Genomic DNA, 20,910 nt, shown 5'->3' on the forward strand with positions numbered 1-20,910 from the left:
TGGCTCGGAAAGGCCGTCAGTATAGCGACGATTGACGCCCCTGCTAATGACGTTTTTATCGGGGCATCCCTCATTTGGGTGATGTCTGCCGTGTGACTTGCTGCTAGATTGCAATGTGATTTTCATCTCATCTTTGTTGGTGCTGCCGGATAGCCGTTGGTAGGCGGTGGGGAATGCCTGTAAGCCAGCGAAGCGATTGATACGACTGTCTGGGGAAGGCAATGAAAAGAATATTGATGCACCTGGCTGGGGCCGTGGTGCTTGTGGCGGGGCTTAGTGGCTGCATGTCGGCGAATTACTATACCGAGCAGGGGACGCTGATCACGCAGGACACGATTGATCTTTTTAACACGAATCCGAATAACCCGATTATCCCTTACAGCAAGGGGAAGGCTACCTATAACGCCTACCCGTGGGCCAGTGAAAAACACCAGCAATGGTTGAGTGAGCAGCCGAAAAGGAACGCCAACGACGAAATGGCGTTGGCAGCGAATTACTGGCTGCATGATGGCGGGATGCCGCCGTTGGATATTACGGTGACGCGCCAGACACCCAAGAGTAGCGTTGGCACCATTGCAACGGTGGTGGTGACAACCCTGGGGTGTACGTTCAGCCTTTGTCTGGTCCCCATGGTCGCGCCGCAGCAATTTGATACAACGATTGAAATGCGATCAGAAGGCGAGCTGGTCTACAGCGCGAAGGCGCATTATCGAGGAACAGTTTTCATGAGCTGGTTTCCGCTAGGCAAGTTGCGCGGAACTCAGAAAATCACGGATGCGGCCTGGTATGCCACCTTCTTTTCCCATGAAGAGAAGCTGACACGTAATATCGTTGCGGAAGAACCACTGTACGATTCACTCAAGAAATCAAAAGATACGGATAAGCTGGCGGCAGCGCTGGATAACCCGCAACTGAAGTTCTATCGCCCCCTGGTTTCTGCCCGTTTGGCGGAGGTGCTGGCGGGGCAGAAACGCAACGAACGCCTCAAAGCCTATGCCGCTATCATCGAGAAACACCCGGAATTCGCTGGTGACATTCAGGGCAATGAGAGGCTGTTGTTTGTGGGGCCGGCGGATCTGCGGGTGCTGGATGTGCTCAAGCAGACCTACCGTAAGCGTTCCGCTCCTGCCATGTCGGCCAGCATTAAGGCGGCGGGTCAGCCTTATGCGCTGTTCACGCCGGAAGAGTCCAGTTGGCTGACCCGCGAAGGGCTGCCGGCCGATGTGGTGGCCGCCATGATAGAGGCCAGTGAGCCAAAGGCGGCACCAAACGCCGTGCCTGTGAACTTGGTGGCGGGTGTTGCGCCGGGTGGGCAGGCCGGGGCGCAACCGGTAGCAAGCAATACCCTGGAAGCCACGGCCACGGAATGCTCCAAGGCGTATGCGGCCAAGAAAGTCTGTGAAACCATGCCCGGTGACCCTTTCGGCCTGTTGATGCGAGGCTGCATGGCCCAGGTGAAGAAAAAATTCGGCGGCTCGGGCTGTTCTATTTTCTGATCCGCCCCGCGTTCGATTGCCTCACGGGCCTGCCTGGGCTCGTGAGAGCGCCTATGTTGTTGCACCAGTTCTTACTCTAGTCTTGAGAATGCGTCTGGTTTTCATATTTTCCGGAACCATCGGGTCTTGCGTGTGTCCGATTCTGTCCTATAACAGGTTGTAACGCCGGTACAGCGCCGCCACAGAAATGTTCAAGCAATGTGAAAAGGTGGCGAAATCGCGCTCATGGTGTAGCCGCCACGCCGGCAACTGCTACAATGGCGCGTTTTAGCGGGTCGTCATAATACGGCCATGGTTACTTCACGCGTTTCGCGATAGATCCGGGGGATCGGTGTCAGACGAAGAGTTGGTCAAGAAAGCCAAAACCGGCGATCAGCGTGCCTTTGAGGTGTTGGTGCACAAGTACCAACAGCGCCTTTTTGCGTTGATTAGCCGCTATGTGCGTGACCAGGACGAGGTCCAGGATGTTGCCCAGGAAGCCTTTATCAAAGCCTGGCGCGCGCTGCCCCGATTCCGTGGAGACAGCGCCTTTTATACCTGGCTTTACCGTATCGCGGTCAATACTGCCAAGAATCATCTGGTGTCTGCCAGCCGGCGGCCACCGGGCTCTGATCTGGATGCTGCTGAGGCCGAGCAATACGCTGGCGCAGAAATGCTGCACGAGATTGGAACCCCGGAGTCCCTTGTGTTGTCAGAGGAACTGGAGGCGGTAATCCACGCAGCGATTAACGAGCTGCCTCAGGAACTGAAGACCGCTGTGACCCTTCGTGAATTCGAAGGTTTCAGCTATGAAGACATTGCGGTCGTCATGGAATGCCCAGTGGGCACAGTTCGGTCCCGGATTTTTCGGGCCAGGGAAGCAATTGACACAGCTGTTCGCCCGCTATTGGGCTCACAGCGCGGCGATAAAGGGTGAGAGTATGAACAGGGATTTGGAAACGTTATCCGCGTTCCTTGACGGTGAAACCAGCGAGCTGGAAACCCGCCGGGTGATGCGTGATATCGATGATAGCGAGCTGGATACGTTGGCGCGCTGGCAACTGGCCAGCGATGTTATGCATGGTCAGGCTTCCATGGCGGTACCGGCAGGCTTTAATGCCAGCCTGTCTGCCGCTTTGTCGCAAGAAGCCCTGCCGGCCCGTCGTCCAGCTTGGCTGGGCGGTATGGCGCGTCTGGCCGTGGCGGCCTCTGTGGCAGCGGCAACGGTCGTCGGCTGGCAGACCTGGGAAGGTAGCCAAGCGGTAAATGGTTCGGCCGCACCGGCCTTGGCTGCTGCTGCCCCGGATAACCGCATCAACCGCCCGTTTGGTGAAACGTCCCTGGTTTCCCAGGCGTTCAAGACCAGCAACGTGACGGCGACACCGGCTGCTGCGGTGCCAGTCTCCCAGCCCCGTGTCAACAACATGCTGCTGCGTCATAGCGATTTCGCAGCGCGCCATAGCGGCCAGGGAATGATGCCCTTTGCGCGCTTGGTGAGCATGGATGCCCGCCACGGGGCCCGCTAACGGATGATGCTTCGAGCCCTTGCCTTCTCTCTGACCCTCTGCTCGCCGATGGTGGCGCTGTCTGAAGTGGCGCTGGCGAATACATCGCCAGCGCAGAACCAGCTGCAATCCATGGCACAGGCCAATCGATCCCTCGATTACACTGGTCGTTTCCTTTATCAGTTCGGTGCCGAAGTCAGCACCATGGAAGTGAGCCATGCAGTGATCGGTGGTCGCGAATTCCAGCGGCTGACCCACCTGGATGGCCGTCTGGTAGAGGTGCTGAGCCGGGGAGATGAGGTGGTCTGCCTACACCCGAATGGCACCCTTACCCGTATTAACCGTGAGAAGGGTGGCCCCTTGGCGCTAGGCGACCGGATCGCCAGTGATGTGCCGGAGCAGTACAACATTCTGGTGGATGGTGATGGCCGCGTTGCCGGTCGTGCGGCTACGCGTATGCGCGTAGCGCCCTTGGATAACCACCGTTACGGTTACCGCCTGTGGCTGGATAACGACAGTAATCTATTGCTGAAATCGGAAGTGGTTGATGGCAGTGGTGTGGCCTTGGAGCGGGTGGAGTTTGTTACTCTGACGTTGGCGCCGCCGCTCACCGAGCAGGACTTCGCCATCCCGGAAACCGTGAAAGAAAGCGATCTGAAGCAACTGGCGGATTCTCACCCGTCTCAACAGTTGTTGGTGGATGCGCAATGGATGCCCGCGGGGTTTACCTCCGTGGATAAAGACTGGCGCCAGGGTGGCTCCGATCGCGAGCCGGTGGCAGCACAAGGCTACAGTGATGGCTTGGCAGCCTTTACCGTGTTTGTGGAAGCGGTGGCTGACAGCACGGTAGAAGAGGGTGTGAGTCGCGTTGGTCCTACGGTCGCCGTTAGTCGCAGACTCACTGCTCCCAGTGGAGCCTATTTGGTGACGCTGGTGGGTGAGGTGCCGCAAAACACCGCAGAGCGGGTGATTGAAGGCATCAGCGTGCGAGACAGCCAGCCCTGATGCTGCAAGAACAGGGAGTCGTCGTGGCGGTAGAGCCCGGGGCTATCTGGGTCGAAACCGTGCGTGCGTCCACCTGTGGTGCCTGCAAGGCGAAAGCCGGTTGCGGGCATCACCTTATCAATGAACAGCAGTCCGGGCAGCGTGCCCGCCTGCGAGTTCCTTCTCAAGATTCTCACCAAGTTGGCGATACCGTGAATGTGGAACTGCCCGAGGGCGCGCTGATGCGTGGTGCCCTGTGGGTGTATGGGTTGCCACTGGTATTGTTGTTTATTGGTGCCTTGCTGGGCTCGGCTCTTGCCATCGAAACCGTTGATGCGTCTGCCATATTCGGTATGGCGGGGCTGTTTCTCGGTTTTGCGATCAACCGTGTCATGAGTCGCCGCGCGGGGCATACTCTGGCTTATCAGCCACGCCTGATGGCATCCGGGGACGATAGTTGTCAGGCGGTGGTAATTAAGCCTGCATCGCAATAAAAGGCCGCGAAAAGGCCTGACAAAGGAGACTTCAATGCGACGAGGATATCGTTTCGCAGCCGTGTGGCTTGTAATCTTGAGTGCCGTACTGGCGGCATGCTCCGACCCTTCCCCTGAACCCTCTGCCCAACGCGGTGAGCCTCTGGTAACCGGGTTGCCTGATTTTACCCGCCTGGTCGAAAAAGAAGGTCCGGCAGTGGTGAATATCAGTACGGTGACGCATCGGGATGAATCCTCCGCTGCGGATCAGCTCAAGCAGTTGCCGAAGTTTTTCCAGCATTTTTTTGAACAGTTCGGCGGTGAAGGTGACATGCCGTCGTTGCCGGAGCAGGAAGATACTCGTTCATTGGGTTCAGGCTTCATCATTTCCGCCGATGGTTATGTGCTGACCAACAATCATGTGGTGGCTGAAGCGGACGAAATTATGGTGCGCCTGCAGGATCGCCGGGAATTGCCGGCTGAGCTGATAGGCGCCGATGAGCAGAGCGACCTGGCCCTGCTGAAAGTGGATGAAGGGGATTTGCCGGTGGTAGATATCGGCTCCTCTGCGGATTTGAAGGTCGGTGAATGGGTGTTGGCCATTGGCGCGCCATTCGGGTTCGACAGCAGCGTGACGGCCGGGATCGTTAGCGCTAAGGGGCGTAGCTTGCCCAGCGACAGTTATGTGCCCTTTATTCAGACCGATGTGGCGATCAACCCGGGTAACAGCGGTGGGCCGTTGTTCAACCTGAGTGGTGAAGTGGTGGGGATTAACTCGCAGATTTTCAGCCGCTCGGGCGGTTATATGGGCGTGAGTTTTGCCATCCCCATGGATATGGCCATGGACGTGGTCAGCCAGCTCAAGGATGGCGGCAAGGTTAGCCGTGGCTGGCTGGGTGTGCTGATTCAGGAAGTGGACCGGGATCTGGCGGAATCATTCGGGCTGGATTCGCCTCGCGGTGCGCTGGTTTCCCAGGTGCTGGCGGGCTCGCCGGCCGAGGCGGCCGGGGTGGAGCCGGGTGATGTGATTACCCGCTTCAACGATGAAACCATCTATCGCTCCTCGGAGCTGCCGCGTTGGGTTGGCCTGGTAAAGCCCGAGTCGGATGTGAATATGGTGGTGATCCGCAATGGCGAGAAAAAGACCTTGTCGGTGACCATCGGCCTGCTGCCGGATAACCCGGAAATGGCCCTCAAAGGGGGGGAGGAATCCGATAAGGCGTCGCCCGCGGTGAAGCTGGGCCTGTCCGTTCGCGAAGCGTCTGCGTCGGAATTGAGCCGGTTGGACCTCAAAGCCGGGGTGGTAGTCACCCAGGTGAGCGACGGCCCGGCCCGCCAGGCGGGTATTCAGGCGGGGGATATTCTGGTGACCCTGCACAATACCCCGATCAACAGCGCGGCGGATTTGGCCGATGCGGCGGCGGCCTTGCCGGAAGAGGGCACGGTGGCGGCTCTGGTCAACCGTGATGGCACCCCCCGTTTTCTGGCCTTGAAGCTGCCATAACCCCTTTTTCAGGGTCTGGCAGCGGGTTTTTCGGCGCACCGGACGGTGCGCCGTGCAACTCCCCCCCGATATCCGCTAGAATCGCGGCCCATTGTTTGTCGTTTTGAGTATCACGGTGTGCTGCCCGGCGCAGGGTTGGGCAGCAGTACGGTTCTTTTTGATCCCCGGTTTGTGACCACGGGACGAAGAAGGCCGGTGCGACAACGACTTTTTGTTCAACAGGCCTTATGACTGACATCAAGAATATTCGCAACTTTTCCATTATCGCCCATATCGACCATGGTAAATCCACGTTGGCAGACCGCTTTATTCAGGTTTGCGGCGGCCTCAGCGACCGAGAGCTTAAATCTCAGGTGCTGGATTCCATGGAGCTGGAGCGGGAAAGGGGCATTACCATCAAGGCCCAGAGTGTGACCCTGCACTACACGGCTCGTAATGGCGAAACCTACCAGTTGAACTTTATTGATACTCCCGGCCACGTGGATTTCTCCTACGAGGTGTCCCGCTCCTTGTCCGCCTGTGAAGGGGCGCTGCTGGTGGTGGATGCCGCCCAGGGCGTGGAAGCCCAGTCCGTGGCCAACTGTTACACCGCTATTGAACAGGACCTGGAAGTACTGCCGGTCCTGAACAAAATCGACCTGCCCCAGGCCGAGCCGGAAATGGTGATCAACGAGATCGAGGAAATCATCGGTCTGGATGCTCACGACGCCTGCCGGGTGTCGGCAAAGACGGGCGTTGGCGTGGATGACTTGCTGGAGCAATTGGTCGAGCGCATTCCCTCCCCGGAAGGTTCGCGCGAGTCTGACCTGCAGGCGCTGATTATCGACTCTTGGTTCGATAACTACATGGGCGTGATCTCGCTGGTGCGAGTGAAAGAAGGCCGCCTGAAAAAGGGCGACAAGATTCTGGTGAAATCCACCGGGCAGACCCATGTGGTCGATAGCCTGGGTATCTTCACCCCCAAGCGCACCGAGACCAAATTGCTGGAAGCCGGCGAAGTGGGCTGGGTGAGCGGCAGCATCAAGGATATTCACGGTGCGCCGGTGGGCGATACCCTGACCCTGGCGAAAACCCCCAATGTGGTGGCGTTACCCGGCTTCAAAAATGTGAAGCCACAAGTCTACGCAGGCATGTTCCCGGTGAGCGCCGATGACTATGAAGATTTTCGCGATGCACTGGCCAAACTGACCCTGAATGACGCCTCCCTGTTCTATGAACCGGAAACCTCTGACGCATTGGGGTTCGGTTTCCGGGTAGGCTTCCTGGGCATGCTGCACATGGAAATCATCCAGGAACGGCTGGAGCGTGAATACGACCTGGATCTGATCACTACGGCGCCCACGGTGGTGTATGAGCTGGCGCTGGTGTCCGGTGACATTCTGCACGTAGATAACCCCTCCAAACTGCCCGAAGGCAGCAAAATCGAGGAGTTCCGCGAACCCATCGCAAGGGTGAATATCCTGGTGCCGCAGGAATTCGTGGGCAATGTGATCACCCTTTGCGTAGAGCGCCGTGGTTCACAGATCAATATGCAGTACTTGGGTAAACAGGTCGCTCTGACCTATGACATTCCCATGGCGGAAGTGGTGCTGGATTTCTTCGATCGCATCAAGTCCGTGAGCCGGGGCTTTGCCTCCATGGATTATGCCTTCGAACGGTTCGAAGCTACCAAGCTGGTGCGGGTCGATGTGCTGATCAATGGCGATAAGGTGGATGCGCTGGCAATGATCTGTCACCTGGATCAGTCCGCCTACCGGGGCCGTGCCCTGTGTGAAAAAATGAAAGAGCTGGTGCCGCGCCAGATGTTTGATGTGGCGATTCAGGCTGCCATCGGCAGCAAAATCATTGCCCGCCAGACCGTAAAGGCCCTGCGCAAGAACGTGACCGCCAAATGTTATGGCGGTGACGTGTCCCGTAAAAAGAAACTGCTGCAGAAGCAGAAAGAAGGCAAAAAACGCATGAAGCAAGTGGGGAACGTGGAAATCCCCCAGGAAGCGTTCCTGGCCGTGCTCAAGGTGGATGATTAAGGAGCCGCAGCATGCCGCACGCTTCACGCAACACGCGAGGAAAGACCTGTTCTTCGGGTCTTCATTTGTGTCTGAGATTCTTGCGTTTAGTTTTTCGCTTTTGGCATGTTGCGTGATGCGTGCAGCCTGTCGCGACTCTTTAATGGAGATTTCTATTGGATATTGATATCGGCTTTTGGTTGACCTTGGCGCTGACTATTACGGTTGTTGTTTGGCTAATCGACAAAGCGCTAAAACTGAAGAGCAAGGGCGGCCCGGTGGGCAGTGTGGTGGAGACGTCCAACTCGCTCATTTCAGTGTTCTTCGTGGTGCTGGTGATCCGGTCGTTTATCGTGGAACCGTTTACCATTCCCTCCGGTTCCATGTTGCCAACGCTAGAGGTGAATGACTTTATTCTGGTTAACAAATTTGCCTATGGTTTGCGATTGCCGGTGACCAATACCAAAATCATCGAAACCAACGAGCCATCACGTGGTGATGTGATGGTGTTCAAGTTCCCGGAAAACCGGAAGCAGAACTTCATCAAACGCGTGGTGGGGTTACCCGGTGATACGGTTCAGGTGAAAGATAATGTACTGACCGTCAATGGTGAGGTTATCGATCGTGATCTGGTGAATGAATGGGCCGGCACGGGAGTATGGCGTAAGCAATACGTGGAACAACTGGGTGATGCCAGCCATTTGATCTGGCAGGAAGGCAAAACCAATCCCTATACCGGTCGCCAGGTGCCGCAGGCACGCACTCAGGGCGAATGGACCGTGCCGGAAGATGCTTACTTTGTGATGGGCGACAACCGTGATAACAGTAACGACAGCCGATTCTGGGGTATAGTCCCTGAGGGGCTGGTCGTGGGGGAAGCGTTCATGATCTGGATGCACTGGAAACCGGTTTTCTCTCTGCCCAGTTTTTCTCGTAATGGCGCCATTGATAAGGTGGAGGCAAACTAAAATGATGACAACAAGGCCCTCACAGCAACGTGGGATGTCCATGATCAGCTGGGCTGTCGTGCTGATTGTTGTGGCTATTCTGGGAACGGCCGCATTTCGTATGGTTCCGGCGTACATGGAGCACAACACGATTGCGACAACCATCCGTTCATTGCTGCAGGACAGCAAAACAGCACTGATGTCCCCGCGGGAAATTCGCGACGGGCTCAGCAAGCGGTTCACTATTAACCAGGTCAATGTGATTCGTGTGGATGATCTGGCTATCGCTAAAGAAGGCGGTGTTCTGACCGTGTCCACGGACTATGAAGTGCGCGAGCCGATGTTTTACAACGTGAGCATCGTGATGACCTTCAAAGACGAGTTCAAAAAAGACATTCGCAAGTGAACGGTGACCTTAACCGACTGATGGCCCGTCTGGGCTATCAGTTCCAGGATATTTCTCTTCTCGAGTTGGCGCTGACACATCGCAGCGTTAGCCGTCACCGTAACTACGAACGACTGGAGTTCCTCGGTGATGCCCAGCTTGGGCAGATTATTTCCGTTGCCCTGTTTGAACAGTTTCCTGAAGCGGCCGAAGGACAGTTGACCCGGATGCGGGCTTCTTTGGTGCGTGGTCAGACGCTGGCACTGGTGGCACGCGAGTTGGGGCTGGGCGAGTACCTGGTGCTGGGCGGCGGCGAGTTGAAAAGTGGGGGGTTTCGTCGCGAATCTATTCTCGCAGATGCGCTGGAATCGATTATTGGTGCCATGTTGCTGGATGGCGGCGAGCCCCGTTGCCGTGAGGTAGTGTTGTCCTGGTTTGCGCCACGTCTTGAGGCTATCTCGCCGCAAAGCGCTCAGAAAGATGCCAAGACCCGTCTGCAGGAATGGCTGCAGGGACGAAAATTTGAATTGCCAACCTACGAAGTGACCCAGGTGGAAGGATTGGCCCCGAAACAGACCTTCGATGTGCAGTGCTCACTGGATCAGGTGCAGCAGATATTTACCGCCCAGGGTGCGAGCCGCCGCAAGGCTGAGCAAGAGGCCGCAAGCCTGGCGCTTGAATGGCTGGAGCAGCAGTATGACTGATACCCCAACGTCCCAACCGGACAATTCCCAAGCTACCCGTTGTGGCATGGTGTCTATCGTCGGGCGCCCCAACGTGGGCAAATCCACGTTGATGAACCACTTGATCGGCCAGAAAGTCAGCATCACCTCGCGCAAACCACAGACTACCCGTCATCGTATTCACGGTATCCTCAGCCGGGATAATTACCAGATTATCTTTGCCGATACCCCTGGCATTCACACTGGCCAGGAGAAGGCTCTTAATCGCGCCATGAATGAAGCGGCGGTATCCACCCTGTTCGGTGTGGACGTGATCTGCATGATGGTCGATGCCATGAAATGGACGCCGGCGGACGAGCACGTGCTGTCTCTGTTGCCGGAAAAAGATCAGGTGCCGGTGCTGCTGATCATTAACAAGGTGGATAACGTGGATGACAAGGCCGCCTTGTTGCCGCATATCCAGACCTTGAGTGAGCGTTACCCCTTCGATGCGGTGATTCCGGTATCCGCTTTGCGCGAACAAAATCTGGTGGAGCTGGAAAAGGCACTGGTTCAGCGCTTGCCGGAAGGGGACTTCTGGTATGAGGAAGACCAGCTTACCGATCGCAGCCTACGTTTTATGGTGGCGGAAATTATTCGTGAAAAAGTGGTTCGCCAGCTCGGGCAGGAAGTACCCCATCAGGTGAGTGTGGAAGTGGAGATGTGGGAAGATGGCCCCCGTGTCACCGAAATTTCCGCGGCGATTCTGGTGGAGCGCCGCGGCCAGAAGAAAATCCTTATTGGTGACAAGGGCGAGCGCATCAAGCAAATCGGCATTCAGGCCCGTGAAGATATTGAACGCCTGATCGAGCGCAAGGTGATGCTCAATCTGTGGGTGAAGATCAAGGCGGGTTGGTCCGATGATGCCCGCGCGCTGCGCTCACTCGGCTACGATGAGCCGCGCTGAGACGTCCCTGCAAGCCGCCTGGCTGATTCACCGGCGGCCTTTTCGTAATACCAGCCTGACGGTAGACCTGTTTCTCCCTGCGCTCGGCCGCGTTGGCGCCGTGGTGCGTGGCGGTCGCAAAGATCCGTTATTGGCACCGTTTACGCCCTTGTGGGTAGAGTTAAAGCCCTCCGGCGAGATGTATTCACTGCGCGCGTGCGAGCCGCGGGGTAATCGACTCACGCTGACGGGCAAGGCGTTGTACTGCGGTTTTTACCTGAACGAACTGCTTACGCGGCTGTTGCACCGGGATGACCCCAATCCGTCGGTGTGGCCATTATACGAACAGGCGTTGTCTGACTTGCAGACGCAGACACCTTTCGATATTACCCTGCGTCAATTTGAATTGGCGGCGTTGGAGCAAATCGGTTACGGCATTCCCCTGGATCAGGATATTCACGGGCACGGGCTGGCCCCGCAGGCGTTCTATCAGTTAAACCCTGAACAGGGGCTGGCGCAGACAGAAACCGGTGCAGGCTATGCGGGTGCGGATTTGTTAGCGATTGCACAGGGGGATTGGCATCCCGCCGCGCGCAAGGCAGCATTAAGTCTGTGTCGACATTTACTGGCCCCGCATCTGGGCAACCGGCCACTGAAAAGCCGGGAGCTGTTTCGGGAGAAATGAGTTACAAGTTTAAAGTTCAAAGTTGAAAGTGCGCGTCAGTCTGACAGATACGGTATTGCCATACCGGGGAATCGCCCGCGGCAATTAAACACGGCGCTGTTGGTTCCTGTTGGTCGTCATTTTGTCGGGGTTTTCAACTTTGAACTTTGAACTTTCAACCGGGTTTTGAAAATGTCGAATTCTTCCCGCGTCCTTCTGGGCGTCAACATCGATCACATCGCCACTTTGCGTCAGGCCCGTGGTACCCGTTATCCCGAGCCGGTACAGGCGGCATTAGTTGCGGAGCAGGCGGGTGCGGATGGCATTACCGTACACCTGCGCGAAGACCGTCGGCATATCAACGACCGGGATGTGGAGCTGCTGGCGCAGACGCTGCAGACTCGCATGAATCTGGAAATGGCGGCCACTGAAGAAATGGTGGGCATTGCCTGTCGGATTCAACCGCCGCATTGCTGCCTGGTACCGGAAAAACGTGAAGAGCTGACCACCGAAGGTGGGCTGGATGTGGCGGGCAACAAGGCCTGGATTGCTCAATGTTGCCAGCGACTGGGGCAGGCAGGTATTGAAGTGTCGTTGTTTATTGATGCGGATAAAGTGCAGATTGCTGCTGCCCGCGAATGCGGCGCCCCGGCAATCGAAATTCATACCGGTGGATACGCCGATGCAGAAACGGTGGGCGAACAGCAGCAGGAGCTGGCTCGCATCCGTGAAGGCGTGGCGTTTGCGCTGGAGCAGGGGTTAGTGGTTAACGCCGGGCACGGCCTGCATTACCACAATACCCTGCCGATTGCGGAAATTCCGGGCATCAACGAGCTGAATATTGGGCACAGCATTATCGCCCGGGCGGCGATCACCGGGCTGGATGAAGCGGTGCGCAGCATGCGGGCCTTGCTCGACAAGGTCTAGCCCGGCTTTGCTGCGTGGACTCAGCACCCGGCTAGCCCAGAGTCATGGCTTCACTCTGATCTTGCCAGAGTTGTTCCAGTGCGCAGATCTCATCACACAGGGCAGAGACCAGAGGCCCCAGGCTGGCTCGGTCACTGCCCGTTTTCAGGGCTTCTTCCAGCTGCCGGGCGCTCTGCTCCAGTCGCGGCGTGCCACAGTAGCGGGTGGCGCCGTGGAGTTTGTGCACCCGTTCCAGCAAGTCGTCGTTATCGTCCCGGTCAAAGGCCGCTGAGATAGCCGGTCGATCCGTTTCCAGGCTATCGAGCAACATCTTCAGCATTTCGTCAGCAAGGTGATCTCGCCCGCCGGCACGACGGCGGGCCAACTCAGGGTCGAAGACCTGGTCGCTGTTATCGTTGCTATCAGGTGCATCCGGCAGGTCATCATCGGTGCTTCCCAGTACCCACTTTTCTAGCGTATGGCGCAGTTGCCCTTCTGTTATCGGTTTACTCAGGTAGTCGTCCAGACCCCGATCCAGCAGTTCCCGCCGCTCGCTTTCCAGCGCGTGGGCGGTTAGCGCGACAATCGGCGTGTGGGTACCATCCGGTTCGCTGTCGCGCATGCGCTGGGTGGTTTCCTTGCCATCCATCCCGGGCATCTGGATGTCCATGAAGACTAGATCGAATGGCTGTTCGCGGAAGGCTTCAAGGGCGCTTTGACCGTTATCACAGGCGGTGACGGTGACACCCAATTCTTCCAGGAAGACCCGTGCCAGTTTCAGGTTGCCCGGGTGATCATCCACCAGTAGAACGGAAACCGGCCGGGGAAATGGGCGGCTGACCGATTGCCGGCGGGGCGCGGGAGAATCCTGGCCGCTTAATGTGAGCAGGGCGCTGTGCAGGCGCTGGCGAGTGGCGGGTTTGCCCTGAACCTGGCAATGCGGGTAATCCTCCAGCCAGCGGGACACACTTTCCGGGTTATTGCACAGCACCAGAACCGGCGTGCCCAGGGCAGCAAGGTCATCAAGCAGACGTTGCAGGTCGATGCCCGGTGCCCGGCTGGGTAGGCCGATTACCAGAAAATCACTTTGCGACAGAGCGCCCTGATCCAGGCTGGCCATGAGATCGTTGAGGCTGTGTTGCTTATGGATGCGAAGCTGCAAATGGCTGAGCATGTGGTACAGGCCCAACCGGCCGTATTCATCGTTTTCGATCAGAGTGGCGGTGCAGCCCACCAGAGCATGGGGCGGTTGCTGGGCCGGTTGTTTCGGGTCGCGCTCTGTGCGCAAGGTAAACCAGAAGGTGGAGCCGCTGCCTTCACTGCTGTCGATGCCGATTTCGCCACCCATGCCTTCCACCAGGCGTTTGCTGATGGCCAGTCCCAGCCCGGTTCCGCCTTCCTGTCGGCGGGCACTTTGGTCGGCCTGGGTAAAGGCGCTGAACAGATCCTTCTGGGCTTCCGGGTTTAGCCCCGGGCCGGTATCGGTGACGGTGATCTTGATGATTGCCTCCGCGCCCCGGTCTTCCTCCAGCATGGCGCGCACCACCACGGAGCCCAGGTCGGTAAACTTGATGGCGTTGCTGACCAGATTGGTGAGCACCTGGCGAATACGTAGCGGGTCGCCCAGTAGGGCCACCGGCACATCGGAATAGATAATCGCCGCCTGCTCCAGCCCGCGCTCTTGCGCCATGGGGGCGAGCAGGGTCTGCACATCCTCGATCAGGTCGTGGAGGTTAAGAGGGGTGTGGTCCAGGGACAGCTTGCCGGCTTCGATCTTGGAGAAATCGAGTACGTCGTTGATGATCGCCAGCAGGGATTCTGCGCTCTTGTGAATGGTGGAGAGGTAGTCCTCCTGACGCGGACTCAGGGGCGAGCGATCCAACAGTTTGGTGAAGCCGAGAATACCGTTGAGCGGGGTGCGAATTTCATGGCTCATATTGGCCAGGAACTCGGATTTGATATGGCTGGCTTTCAGGGCTTCCTTGCGCGCCATGTCCAGTTCGATGTTCTGGATCTCAATGGTTTCCAGGGTCTCGCGAAGATCCTGGGTAGCCTGATCGACGTTTTGCTGTAGCTCAGTCTGGGCGTCGGCCAGTGCTGCGACCATTTGCCGCAGGGCGGTTTCCAGCTCGGACAATTCCCCCTTGGCGCGAGTATGGATTGCCATACTCAGGTCGCCATCGCGGATGCGCTGAACCGCACTGACCATGTCGCCGATGGGCAGAGTCAGCTGGCGGGAAAAGCGCAGAGCGGGAACCATGGCGATCATGATCAGCGCCAGCATGACCAGAAACAGGGTGAGCAGGTTTTCCAGCGTAGACAGATACTGCCCCTGCTGGGAAAACTCCACAGTGAGCTGGGCGGGCAATACACCGCTCAGGTCTCGCTGTAGCTGCCAGCTGGTATCGGTGGTGATCCGCTCCTGGCTATTGGCTGCTGCGGCAACAGGAGCGGGGCGCAGCCTCGGACCTGCGTGCAGGGTCGGCCGGCCATCGTTGAACACCAGGGTGGCTGCGCGAACGTCCTGTTCCTCGAGCAATTGGCGTAACAGGTTCTGCTGTTTGCGCTGGCTATTATGAGGCAGGGTTTCCAGTTGCGCGGCATAACTATCGGTGACCAGTTGCTGACGCTGAGCATTGGTCTCGCGGACATCCACGATCCGGTTGACCATGGAATAGCCACCAATGACCAGCGCCGCCAGCAGGGCGGGCAGGGCGGCCATGAACATCAGGCGTGAGCGAAGGCTTTGGTTGACCATGAATCCCCGATTGCTGTTATTTTTCCCCATTATGCCTGAAGGATAGCAACATACAGCACGCTTCACGCAACCCTATTGTTGCGTGAAGCGTGCGGCATAAAGCGGCTTTTTAGGTACAATACGCGCCATGAATCATAAAACCATTGAACAGACCGTGGGGAATACCCCCTTGGTGCGTCTGCAGCGCATGCCAGGCAAGACCAGCAATACCATTCTGGTCAAGCTGGAGGGCAATAACCCCGCCGGCTCGGTGAAAGACCGCCCGGCATTAAACATGATCCTCAAAGCTGAACAGCGCGGGGACATTCAGCCCGGTGATACCCTGATTGAAGCCACCAGCGGCAATACCGGGATCGCGCTGGCCATGGCTGCCGCCATGCGCGGTTACCGCATGAAGCTGATCATGCCGGCTAACCAGAGTCAGGAGCGCCGTGATGCCATGGCTGCCTATGGCGCCGAGCTAATTTCGGTTAGCAAGGAAGAGGGCATGGAAGGTGCCCGCGACTTGGCTCAGGCCATGCAGGCCCGTGGTGAAGGGACGGTTTTGGATCAGTTTGCCAATCCGGATAATCCGCTGGCTCACTACGAAAGCACCGGCCCGGAAATTTGGCACGATACCGACGGCAGCGTTACCCACTTTGTCAGTTCCATGGGCACCACCGGCACGATCATGGGGTGCAGCATGTATCTGAAGGAGCAGAACCCGGCTATTCAAATTGTCGGCCTGCAGCCTACCGACGGTGCCTCCATTCCTGGTATTCGCCGCTGGCCGAAGGAATATCTGCCCACCATTTATGATGATTCCCGGGTCGACCGTGTGATGGATATGGACCAGGACCTGGCCGAGCGCACGATGCGCCGGTTGGCCCGCGAGGAAGGCATTAGCTGCGGCGTGTCATCCGGCGGGGCAGTGGCCGGGGCGCTACGGTTGAGCGAAGAGCTGGACAATGCCGTGATCGTGGCCATTATTTGCGACCGGGGCGACCGTTACCTGTCCACCGGCGTGTTTCAGCAAGCTCAGCAAGGAGAGTCTCAGGGATGAACGTACTGGTATTCGATATTGAAACCATTCCGGATCTGGATGGTGGTCGCCGTATTTATGATTTGGACGGCCTGAGTGACAAGGACACCGCCAGCGCGTTGCTGAACCTGCGCCGTCAGGAGAATGGCACCGAGTTTCTGCGCCTGCACCTGCATCGCATTGTGGCTATTTCCGTGGTGCTGCGTTCTGCACAAGGCGTGAAGGTCTGGTCCCTGGGCGATGAGAACAGCACCGAAAAGGAGCTGATCGAGCGCTTCTACGACGGCATCGACCGTTTCACCCCGAACCTGGTGAGCTGGAATGGCGGCGGTTTCGACCTGCCGGTGTTGCACTACCGCGCGCTCAAACATGGCGTGCCTGCCCATCGTTACTGGGAAACCGGCAACGAAGATACCAGCTTCAAATGGAACAACTACCTGAGCCGTTACCACCAACGCCACCTGGACCTGATGGACGTGCTGGCCATGTATAACGGCCGCGCCAATGCGCCGCTGGACCAAATTGCCACCTTGTTGGGTTTTCCGGGCAAGATGGGCATGAGCGGTGGCAAGGTCTTCGATGCCTTTCAGGATGGTGATCTCAAGGGGATTCGGGACTACTGCGAAACCGACGTGCTCAACACTTGGCTGGTCTATCTGCGTTTTCAGTTGATGCGCGGTGAGCTGGACGCCACCGGTTACGATCAGGAGCTGGCGTTGCTGCAGGACTACCTGAAGGAGGAGGGGCACCCGCACTTCCTGGCGTTTCTGGAGACCTGGCAGAAGGCGTCGGCCAGCTGAGTTGATGCCGCAAGGGCGTCACAAATCTGACGCCAGCGGCCTGAAACGCTACAATCCGCACCACATTGGCAGCCGGCAGCATGGCTGCCCACCCCAGATCTATCCCCAGAGTACTGAGATTTTCCATGGCACGACGTCGCAAGCCGCTACCGGAAACCCCGGAACCCGCCAGCATTGAAACCCTGAGCCACGATGGCCGGGGCATCGCCCGTCGCGATGGCAAGACCACCTTCATTGATAATGCGCTGCCCGGTGAAGAGGTGATGTTCAAATTCACCTACATGCGCCGCAAGTTTGATGAAGGCAAAGCCGTGGAAATCGTGACCGCGTCCCCGGACCGGGTAACTCCGCCCTGTGAACACAGCAATCTGTGCGGCGGCTGTAGCCTGCAGCATATGAGCCCGGAAGTGCAGGTATCACGCAAGGAAGCGGTATTGCGTGAGCAACTGCAGCATTTTGGTGGCCTGGCGCCGGAGGAGTGGCTGGCGCCGCTGACCGGCCCGGTGACGGGGTACCGTAGCAAGGCTCGCTTGGGGGTGAAGTACGTGGAAGCCAAAGGCGAAACGCTGGTGGGCTTCCGGGAAAAGCGCAACAGTTTCATCGCTCAGCTGCGCACCTGCGAAGTGCTGATTCCGGACGTGGGCCATCGTCTGGATGAGCTGCGCACCTTGATGCACGGCCTGGAAAGTCGCAGCCGCATCCCACAGATTGAATTGGCCGCCGGCGATGACGATGTGGCCCTGATTATCCGCCACCTGGACCCATTGCCTGAGCCGGATCAACAGGCTTTGTTGGGCTTTTGCCAGAATCTTGGCTGGCATTGTTACCTGCAACCGGGCAACGAAAGCACCGTGCACCGCATCTGGCCGGAAGAAGGCGAGCAGCGCCTGTACTACAAGCACCCGTCTGCCGGGGTGGAATTGGCCTTTCACCCCACCGACTTCACCCAGGTGAATGCGGACATTAACCGTAAGATGGTGCCGTTGGCATTGGACTTGCTGGAACTCTCACCAGAACACACGGTGCTGGATCTGTTCTGCGGCCTGGGAAATTTCACCATTCCCGCCGCCAAGCGGGCCGGCAAGGTGGTGGGCGTGGAGGTCAGCCAGGCCATGGTCGAGCGCGGTTATGAGAATGCCCGCCGTAACGGCCTGGAAAACCTGGAGTTTCACGCCTGGGATTTGAGCCAGGATGTTAGTGGCCAGGCCTGGGCCAGACAGACGTATGATCGTATCTTGATCGACCCGCCGCGCACCGGTGCGCTGGAGATGGTGAAGTTAATGCCCAGGCTTGGTGCATCGAAGATTGTTTATGTGTCATGCAACCCCGCCACATTGGCCCGTGATGCCGGGGAACTGATGGCGCTGGGCTACCGTCTTAAAGCGGCAGGTGTGATGGACATGTTCCCCCACACCACCCACGTTGAGTCCATCGCTGTATTCGAAAAAGCGAAGAAGAAGTAGCAGGTTATGCCATGGTAACGGTACGGCGACAGCCCTCAGAAGGTCCCATAGCTCACTGGCGCGAGTGGATAACGCAGTTGGAAAACCGCGCGCCTGTCCGTGAGCGAGCCTTGTTGGAGCAGGCCTGCGAACGCGCTGAGCAATGTCAGCTGGCCGGTGAAGCTGTGGGCCGGGTATGGCCTTATGGTAAAGGGTGCCTGGATATCGGCCTGGAAATGGGCGAAGTGTTGGTGGATCTGGGGGCCGACAGTGAAATTCTTCCCGCTGCTATTCTTTACCGGGCAGTGCGCGAAGGGCAGATCACCCTGCTGGAAGTGGAAAAGGAATTCGGCCCGGATGTGGCCAACCTGATCGAAGGCGTGCTGCGCATGGCGGCGATCAGTACCTCGCTCAACCCCACTCGCAAGGCAGTACTTGGCCAGCAGGATGGCCAGCTCGACAACATGCGCAAGATGCTGGTGGCCATGGTCGACGACGTGCGCGTGGCCCTGGTCAAACTGGCCGAACGGACCGTGATTATCCGTGCGGTCAAGGAAGCGGACCCGGAGCGCCAGCGCAAGGTGGCCCAGGAAATCTTCGATATCTACGCGCCGCTGGCCCATCGCCTGGGCGTTGGCCAGTTGAAATGGGAACTGGAGGACTTGTCGTTCCGTTACCTGCAGCCGGGGGCCTACAAGAAAATTGCCAAGCTGCTGGATGAAAAGCGGCTTGCCCGCGAACAGTACATCGACAATGTGCTGGAGCAGTTACGCGGCTATCTGGAAAAAAATGAGATCAGCGGTGCTGAGGTGAATGGCCGGGCCAAGCACATTTACAGCATCTGGCGGAAGATGCAGAAAAAACATCTGGATTTCGGTGAGGTGTATGACGTGCGCGCGGTGCGAATCCTGGTGCCGCAAGTGCGCGACTGCTATGCCGCTCTGGGCGTTGTTCATTCGCTCTGGAAGCACGTGCCCAAAGAGTTCGACGACTACATCGCCAGCCCCAAGGGCAATGGTTATCAAAGCCTGCATACGGCGGTGGTGGGCCCGGAACGCAAAATGCTGGAGGTGCAAATTCGTACCTTCGACATGCACGAAGAAGCCGAGCTGGGTGTCTGTGCTCACTGGCGCTACAAGGAAGGCGCCAAGAAGGGCAAAAGCGGGGTTACCGATTACGAGCAACGGATTACCTGGCTGCGTCAGGTACTTGAATGGCACGAAGAGCTGGGAGACGACAGCCCGGATGCCATGGTGGACGAGCTGCGCCACGGCTTGGTCAGCGACAGGGTGTATGTCTTCACCCCGGAAGGCCATGTGGTCGACTTGGAGTCCGGTGCCACGCCGGTGGATTTTGCCTACCACATCCATACCGAAGTGGGGCACCGCTGCCGGGGTGCCAAGGTCAACGGCCACATCGTACCGTTGAACTACAGCCTGAATACCGGCGAGCAGGTCACTATTCTCACCACCAAAGAAGGTGGCCCCAGCCGTGATTGGCTGACGCCCTCACTGGGGTATGTGGCCACGTCATCCGCTCGGGCGCGCATCCAGCAATGGTTCAAACGCCAGGACCGCGATGTGCATATCGTCCAGGGCCGCACCATTCTGGAAAAGGAAATGTCGCGCCTGGCACTGGAAAAAGTGGATTTGGATATTTTGGCACCGCACCTGAACCTGAAAACGGGTGACGACGTATTGGCGTCGCTGGGTGCCGGCGATCTGCGCCCGGGGCATGTGGTTAATCAGGTGCAGGCACTGCAGCCGGACCATAACCAGCAGGAAATGGAGTTTGTCCCGGCCAAACCGAAAGCCTCCACCAGTGGTGATATCACCATCCATGGCGTGGGCAATTTGCTCACCCATATGGCCGGCTGCTGCCAACCGGTGCCTGGCGATCAGGTCATGGGCTTTATTACCCAGGGGCGCGGTGTCACTGTTCATCGTGCAGACTGCGAGAAGCTGCTGGCCATGCAGGGTGATGAGCCCAACCGTGTCATTGAAGTGACCTGGGGTGAGGCAAACCGGATTACTTACCCGGTGGACGTGTTCCTGCGCGCGTGGGATCGCCAGGGTCTGCTCAAAGATGTTATTGCCGTTCTGGCCAACGAAAAAGTCAACGTAACTGCTGTGCACACCCAGTCTGATCAGGATGACAATACAGCAACCATGCTGCTCACCCTGGAAATTGCCACCTTGGGGAACCTGGGCAAAGTGTTGGCCAAGATGGATCAACTCAAAGGCGTGCTTGAAGTGCGGCGTTATAAAAAATAGTTGCAAGTTGAGAGTTCAAAGTTGAAACGTGAGGGATGACGTGCCGTGTACGGCTCCGTATCGCTCGCGTTTCACCGTCCCTAGTAAGCAGGCAAAGCTTTCGTGAACGTCACGGTTATAGCCTTGCTTCTCAACTTTAAACGTTGAACTCATCTTTTC

Annotated in this window: 18 protein-coding genes; 17 read left to right on the plus strand and 1 reads right to left on the minus strand. The window is 57.7% G+C overall.

Annotation, left to right across the window (positions count from 1 at the left end; genetic code table 11):
• The first annotated feature begins 221 nt into the window (after nucleotides 1–221).
• The 13 genes from ABNH18_RS04400 (at nucleotide 222) to pdxJ (ending at nucleotide 12,478) form a co-directional block, all read left to right on the plus strand.
• A complete protein-coding gene (locus ABNH18_RS04400) occupies nucleotides 222–1,496 on the plus strand; it encodes a hypothetical protein (protein WP_349381637.1) in 1,275 nt (424 codons plus the stop codon).
• Nucleotides 1,497–1,827: 331 nt separating this feature from the next.
• Complete coding sequence (gene rpoE / locus ABNH18_RS04405) at nucleotides 1,828–2,412, plus strand: RNA polymerase sigma factor RpoE (protein ID WP_349381638.1); 585 nt, start codon at nucleotides 1,828–1,830, stop codon at nucleotides 2,410–2,412.
• A 4-nt stretch (nucleotides 2,413–2,416) separates the two neighbouring features.
• A complete protein-coding gene (locus ABNH18_RS04410; RefSeq protein ID WP_349381639.1) occupies nucleotides 2,417–3,001 on the plus strand; it encodes a sigma-E factor negative regulatory protein in 585 nt (194 codons plus the stop codon).
• 3 nt (nucleotides 3,002–3,004) lie between these two features.
• Nucleotides 3,005–3,985, plus strand: coding sequence for a MucB/RseB C-terminal domain-containing protein (locus tag ABNH18_RS04415; protein ID WP_349381640.1), 981 nt, complete (start codon nucleotides 3,005–3,007; stop codon nucleotides 3,983–3,985).
• Nucleotides 3,985–4,458, plus strand: coding sequence for a SoxR reducing system RseC family protein (locus ABNH18_RS04420; protein WP_349381641.1), 474 nt, complete (start codon nucleotides 3,985–3,987; stop codon nucleotides 4,456–4,458). The genes ABNH18_RS04415 and ABNH18_RS04420 overlap by 1 nt, the downstream gene beginning before the upstream one ends.
• A gap of 34 nt (nucleotides 4,459–4,492) precedes the next feature.
• Nucleotides 4,493–5,941, plus strand: a complete 1,449-nt coding sequence (locus tag ABNH18_RS04425; RefSeq protein WP_349381642.1) for a DegQ family serine endoprotease — start codon at nucleotides 4,493–4,495, stop codon at nucleotides 5,939–5,941.
• A gap of 227 nt (nucleotides 5,942–6,168) precedes the next feature.
• On the plus strand, nucleotides 6,169–7,968 hold the full coding sequence (gene lepA, locus ABNH18_RS04430; RefSeq protein ID WP_349381643.1) for a translation elongation factor 4: 1,800 nt from the start codon (nucleotides 6,169–6,171) through the stop codon (nucleotides 7,966–7,968).
• 155 nt (nucleotides 7,969–8,123) lie between these two features.
• Nucleotides 8,124–8,915, plus strand: a complete 792-nt coding sequence (lepB, locus tag ABNH18_RS04435) for a signal peptidase I (RefSeq protein ID WP_349381644.1) — start codon at nucleotides 8,124–8,126, stop codon at nucleotides 8,913–8,915.
• Between the two features lie 40 nt (nucleotides 8,916–8,955).
• Nucleotides 8,956–9,300: a DUF4845 domain-containing protein gene (locus ABNH18_RS04440; RefSeq protein WP_349381645.1), complete on the plus strand. Its 345-nt coding sequence runs from the start codon at nucleotides 8,956–8,958 to the stop codon at nucleotides 9,298–9,300.
• Entirely contained in the window at nucleotides 9,297–9,983 is a 687-nt protein-coding gene (rnc, locus tag ABNH18_RS04445; RefSeq protein ID WP_349381646.1) for a ribonuclease III, read from the plus strand. Before ABNH18_RS04440 ends, rnc begins: the two co-directional genes overlap by 4 nt.
• Nucleotides 9,976–10,908 carry a GTPase Era gene (gene era / locus ABNH18_RS04450; protein WP_349381647.1) on the plus strand — a complete coding sequence of 311 codons (933 nt, stop codon included), beginning with the start codon at nucleotides 9,976–9,978 and terminating at the stop codon, nucleotides 10,906–10,908. The genes rnc and era overlap by 8 nt, the downstream gene beginning before the upstream one ends.
• Nucleotides 10,895–11,572 (plus strand): DNA repair protein RecO, encoded by a 678-nt coding sequence (gene recO, locus ABNH18_RS04455; RefSeq protein WP_349381648.1) that lies wholly within the window; start codon nucleotides 10,895–10,897, stop codon nucleotides 11,570–11,572. Before era ends, recO begins: the two co-directional genes overlap by 14 nt.
• Nucleotides 11,573–11,743: 171 nt before the next feature.
• Nucleotides 11,744–12,478: a pyridoxine 5'-phosphate synthase gene (gene pdxJ / locus ABNH18_RS04460; RefSeq protein WP_349381649.1), complete on the plus strand. Its 735-nt coding sequence runs from the start codon at nucleotides 11,744–11,746 to the stop codon at nucleotides 12,476–12,478.
• 31 nt (nucleotides 12,479–12,509) lie between these two features.
• On the opposite strand, the gene ABNH18_RS04465 is transcribed toward pdxJ, so the two are convergent.
• Complete coding sequence (locus ABNH18_RS04465; protein WP_349381650.1) at nucleotides 12,510–15,215, minus strand: response regulator; 2,706 nt, start codon at nucleotides 15,213–15,215, stop codon at nucleotides 12,510–12,512.
• 127 nt (nucleotides 15,216–15,342) lie between these two features.
• Here ABNH18_RS04465 and cysM point away from each other — a divergent pair, with 127 nt between their 5' ends.
• The 4 genes from cysM to relA all read left to right on the plus strand — a co-directional run bounded on the left by cysM (nucleotide 15,343) and on the right by relA (nucleotide 20,751).
• Nucleotides 15,343–16,257: a cysteine synthase CysM gene (cysM, locus tag ABNH18_RS04470; protein WP_349381651.1), complete on the plus strand. Its 915-nt coding sequence runs from the start codon at nucleotides 15,343–15,345 to the stop codon at nucleotides 16,255–16,257.
• Nucleotides 16,254–17,036, plus strand: coding sequence for a 3'-5' exonuclease (locus ABNH18_RS04475; protein ID WP_349381652.1), 783 nt, complete (start codon nucleotides 16,254–16,256; stop codon nucleotides 17,034–17,036). The genes cysM and ABNH18_RS04475 overlap by 4 nt, the downstream gene beginning before the upstream one ends.
• Nucleotides 17,037–17,161: 125 nt before the next feature.
• Nucleotides 17,162–18,499: a 23S rRNA (uracil(1939)-C(5))-methyltransferase RlmD gene (gene rlmD, locus ABNH18_RS04480; RefSeq protein WP_349381653.1), complete on the plus strand. Its 1,338-nt coding sequence runs from the start codon at nucleotides 17,162–17,164 to the stop codon at nucleotides 18,497–18,499.
• 11 nt (nucleotides 18,500–18,510) lie between these two features.
• The gene (relA, locus tag ABNH18_RS04485) at nucleotides 18,511–20,751 is read left to right on the plus strand and encodes a GTP diphosphokinase (RefSeq protein WP_349381654.1); all 2,241 of its coding nucleotides are present in this window, start codon (nucleotides 18,511–18,513) and stop codon (nucleotides 20,749–20,751) included.
• Nucleotides 20,752–20,910: the final 159 nt, after the last annotated feature.

It is taken from the genome of Alcanivorax sp., from assembly GCF_040118815.1.
Classification (GTDB): domain Bacteria; phylum Pseudomonadota; class Gammaproteobacteria; order Pseudomonadales; family Alcanivoracaceae; genus Alcanivorax.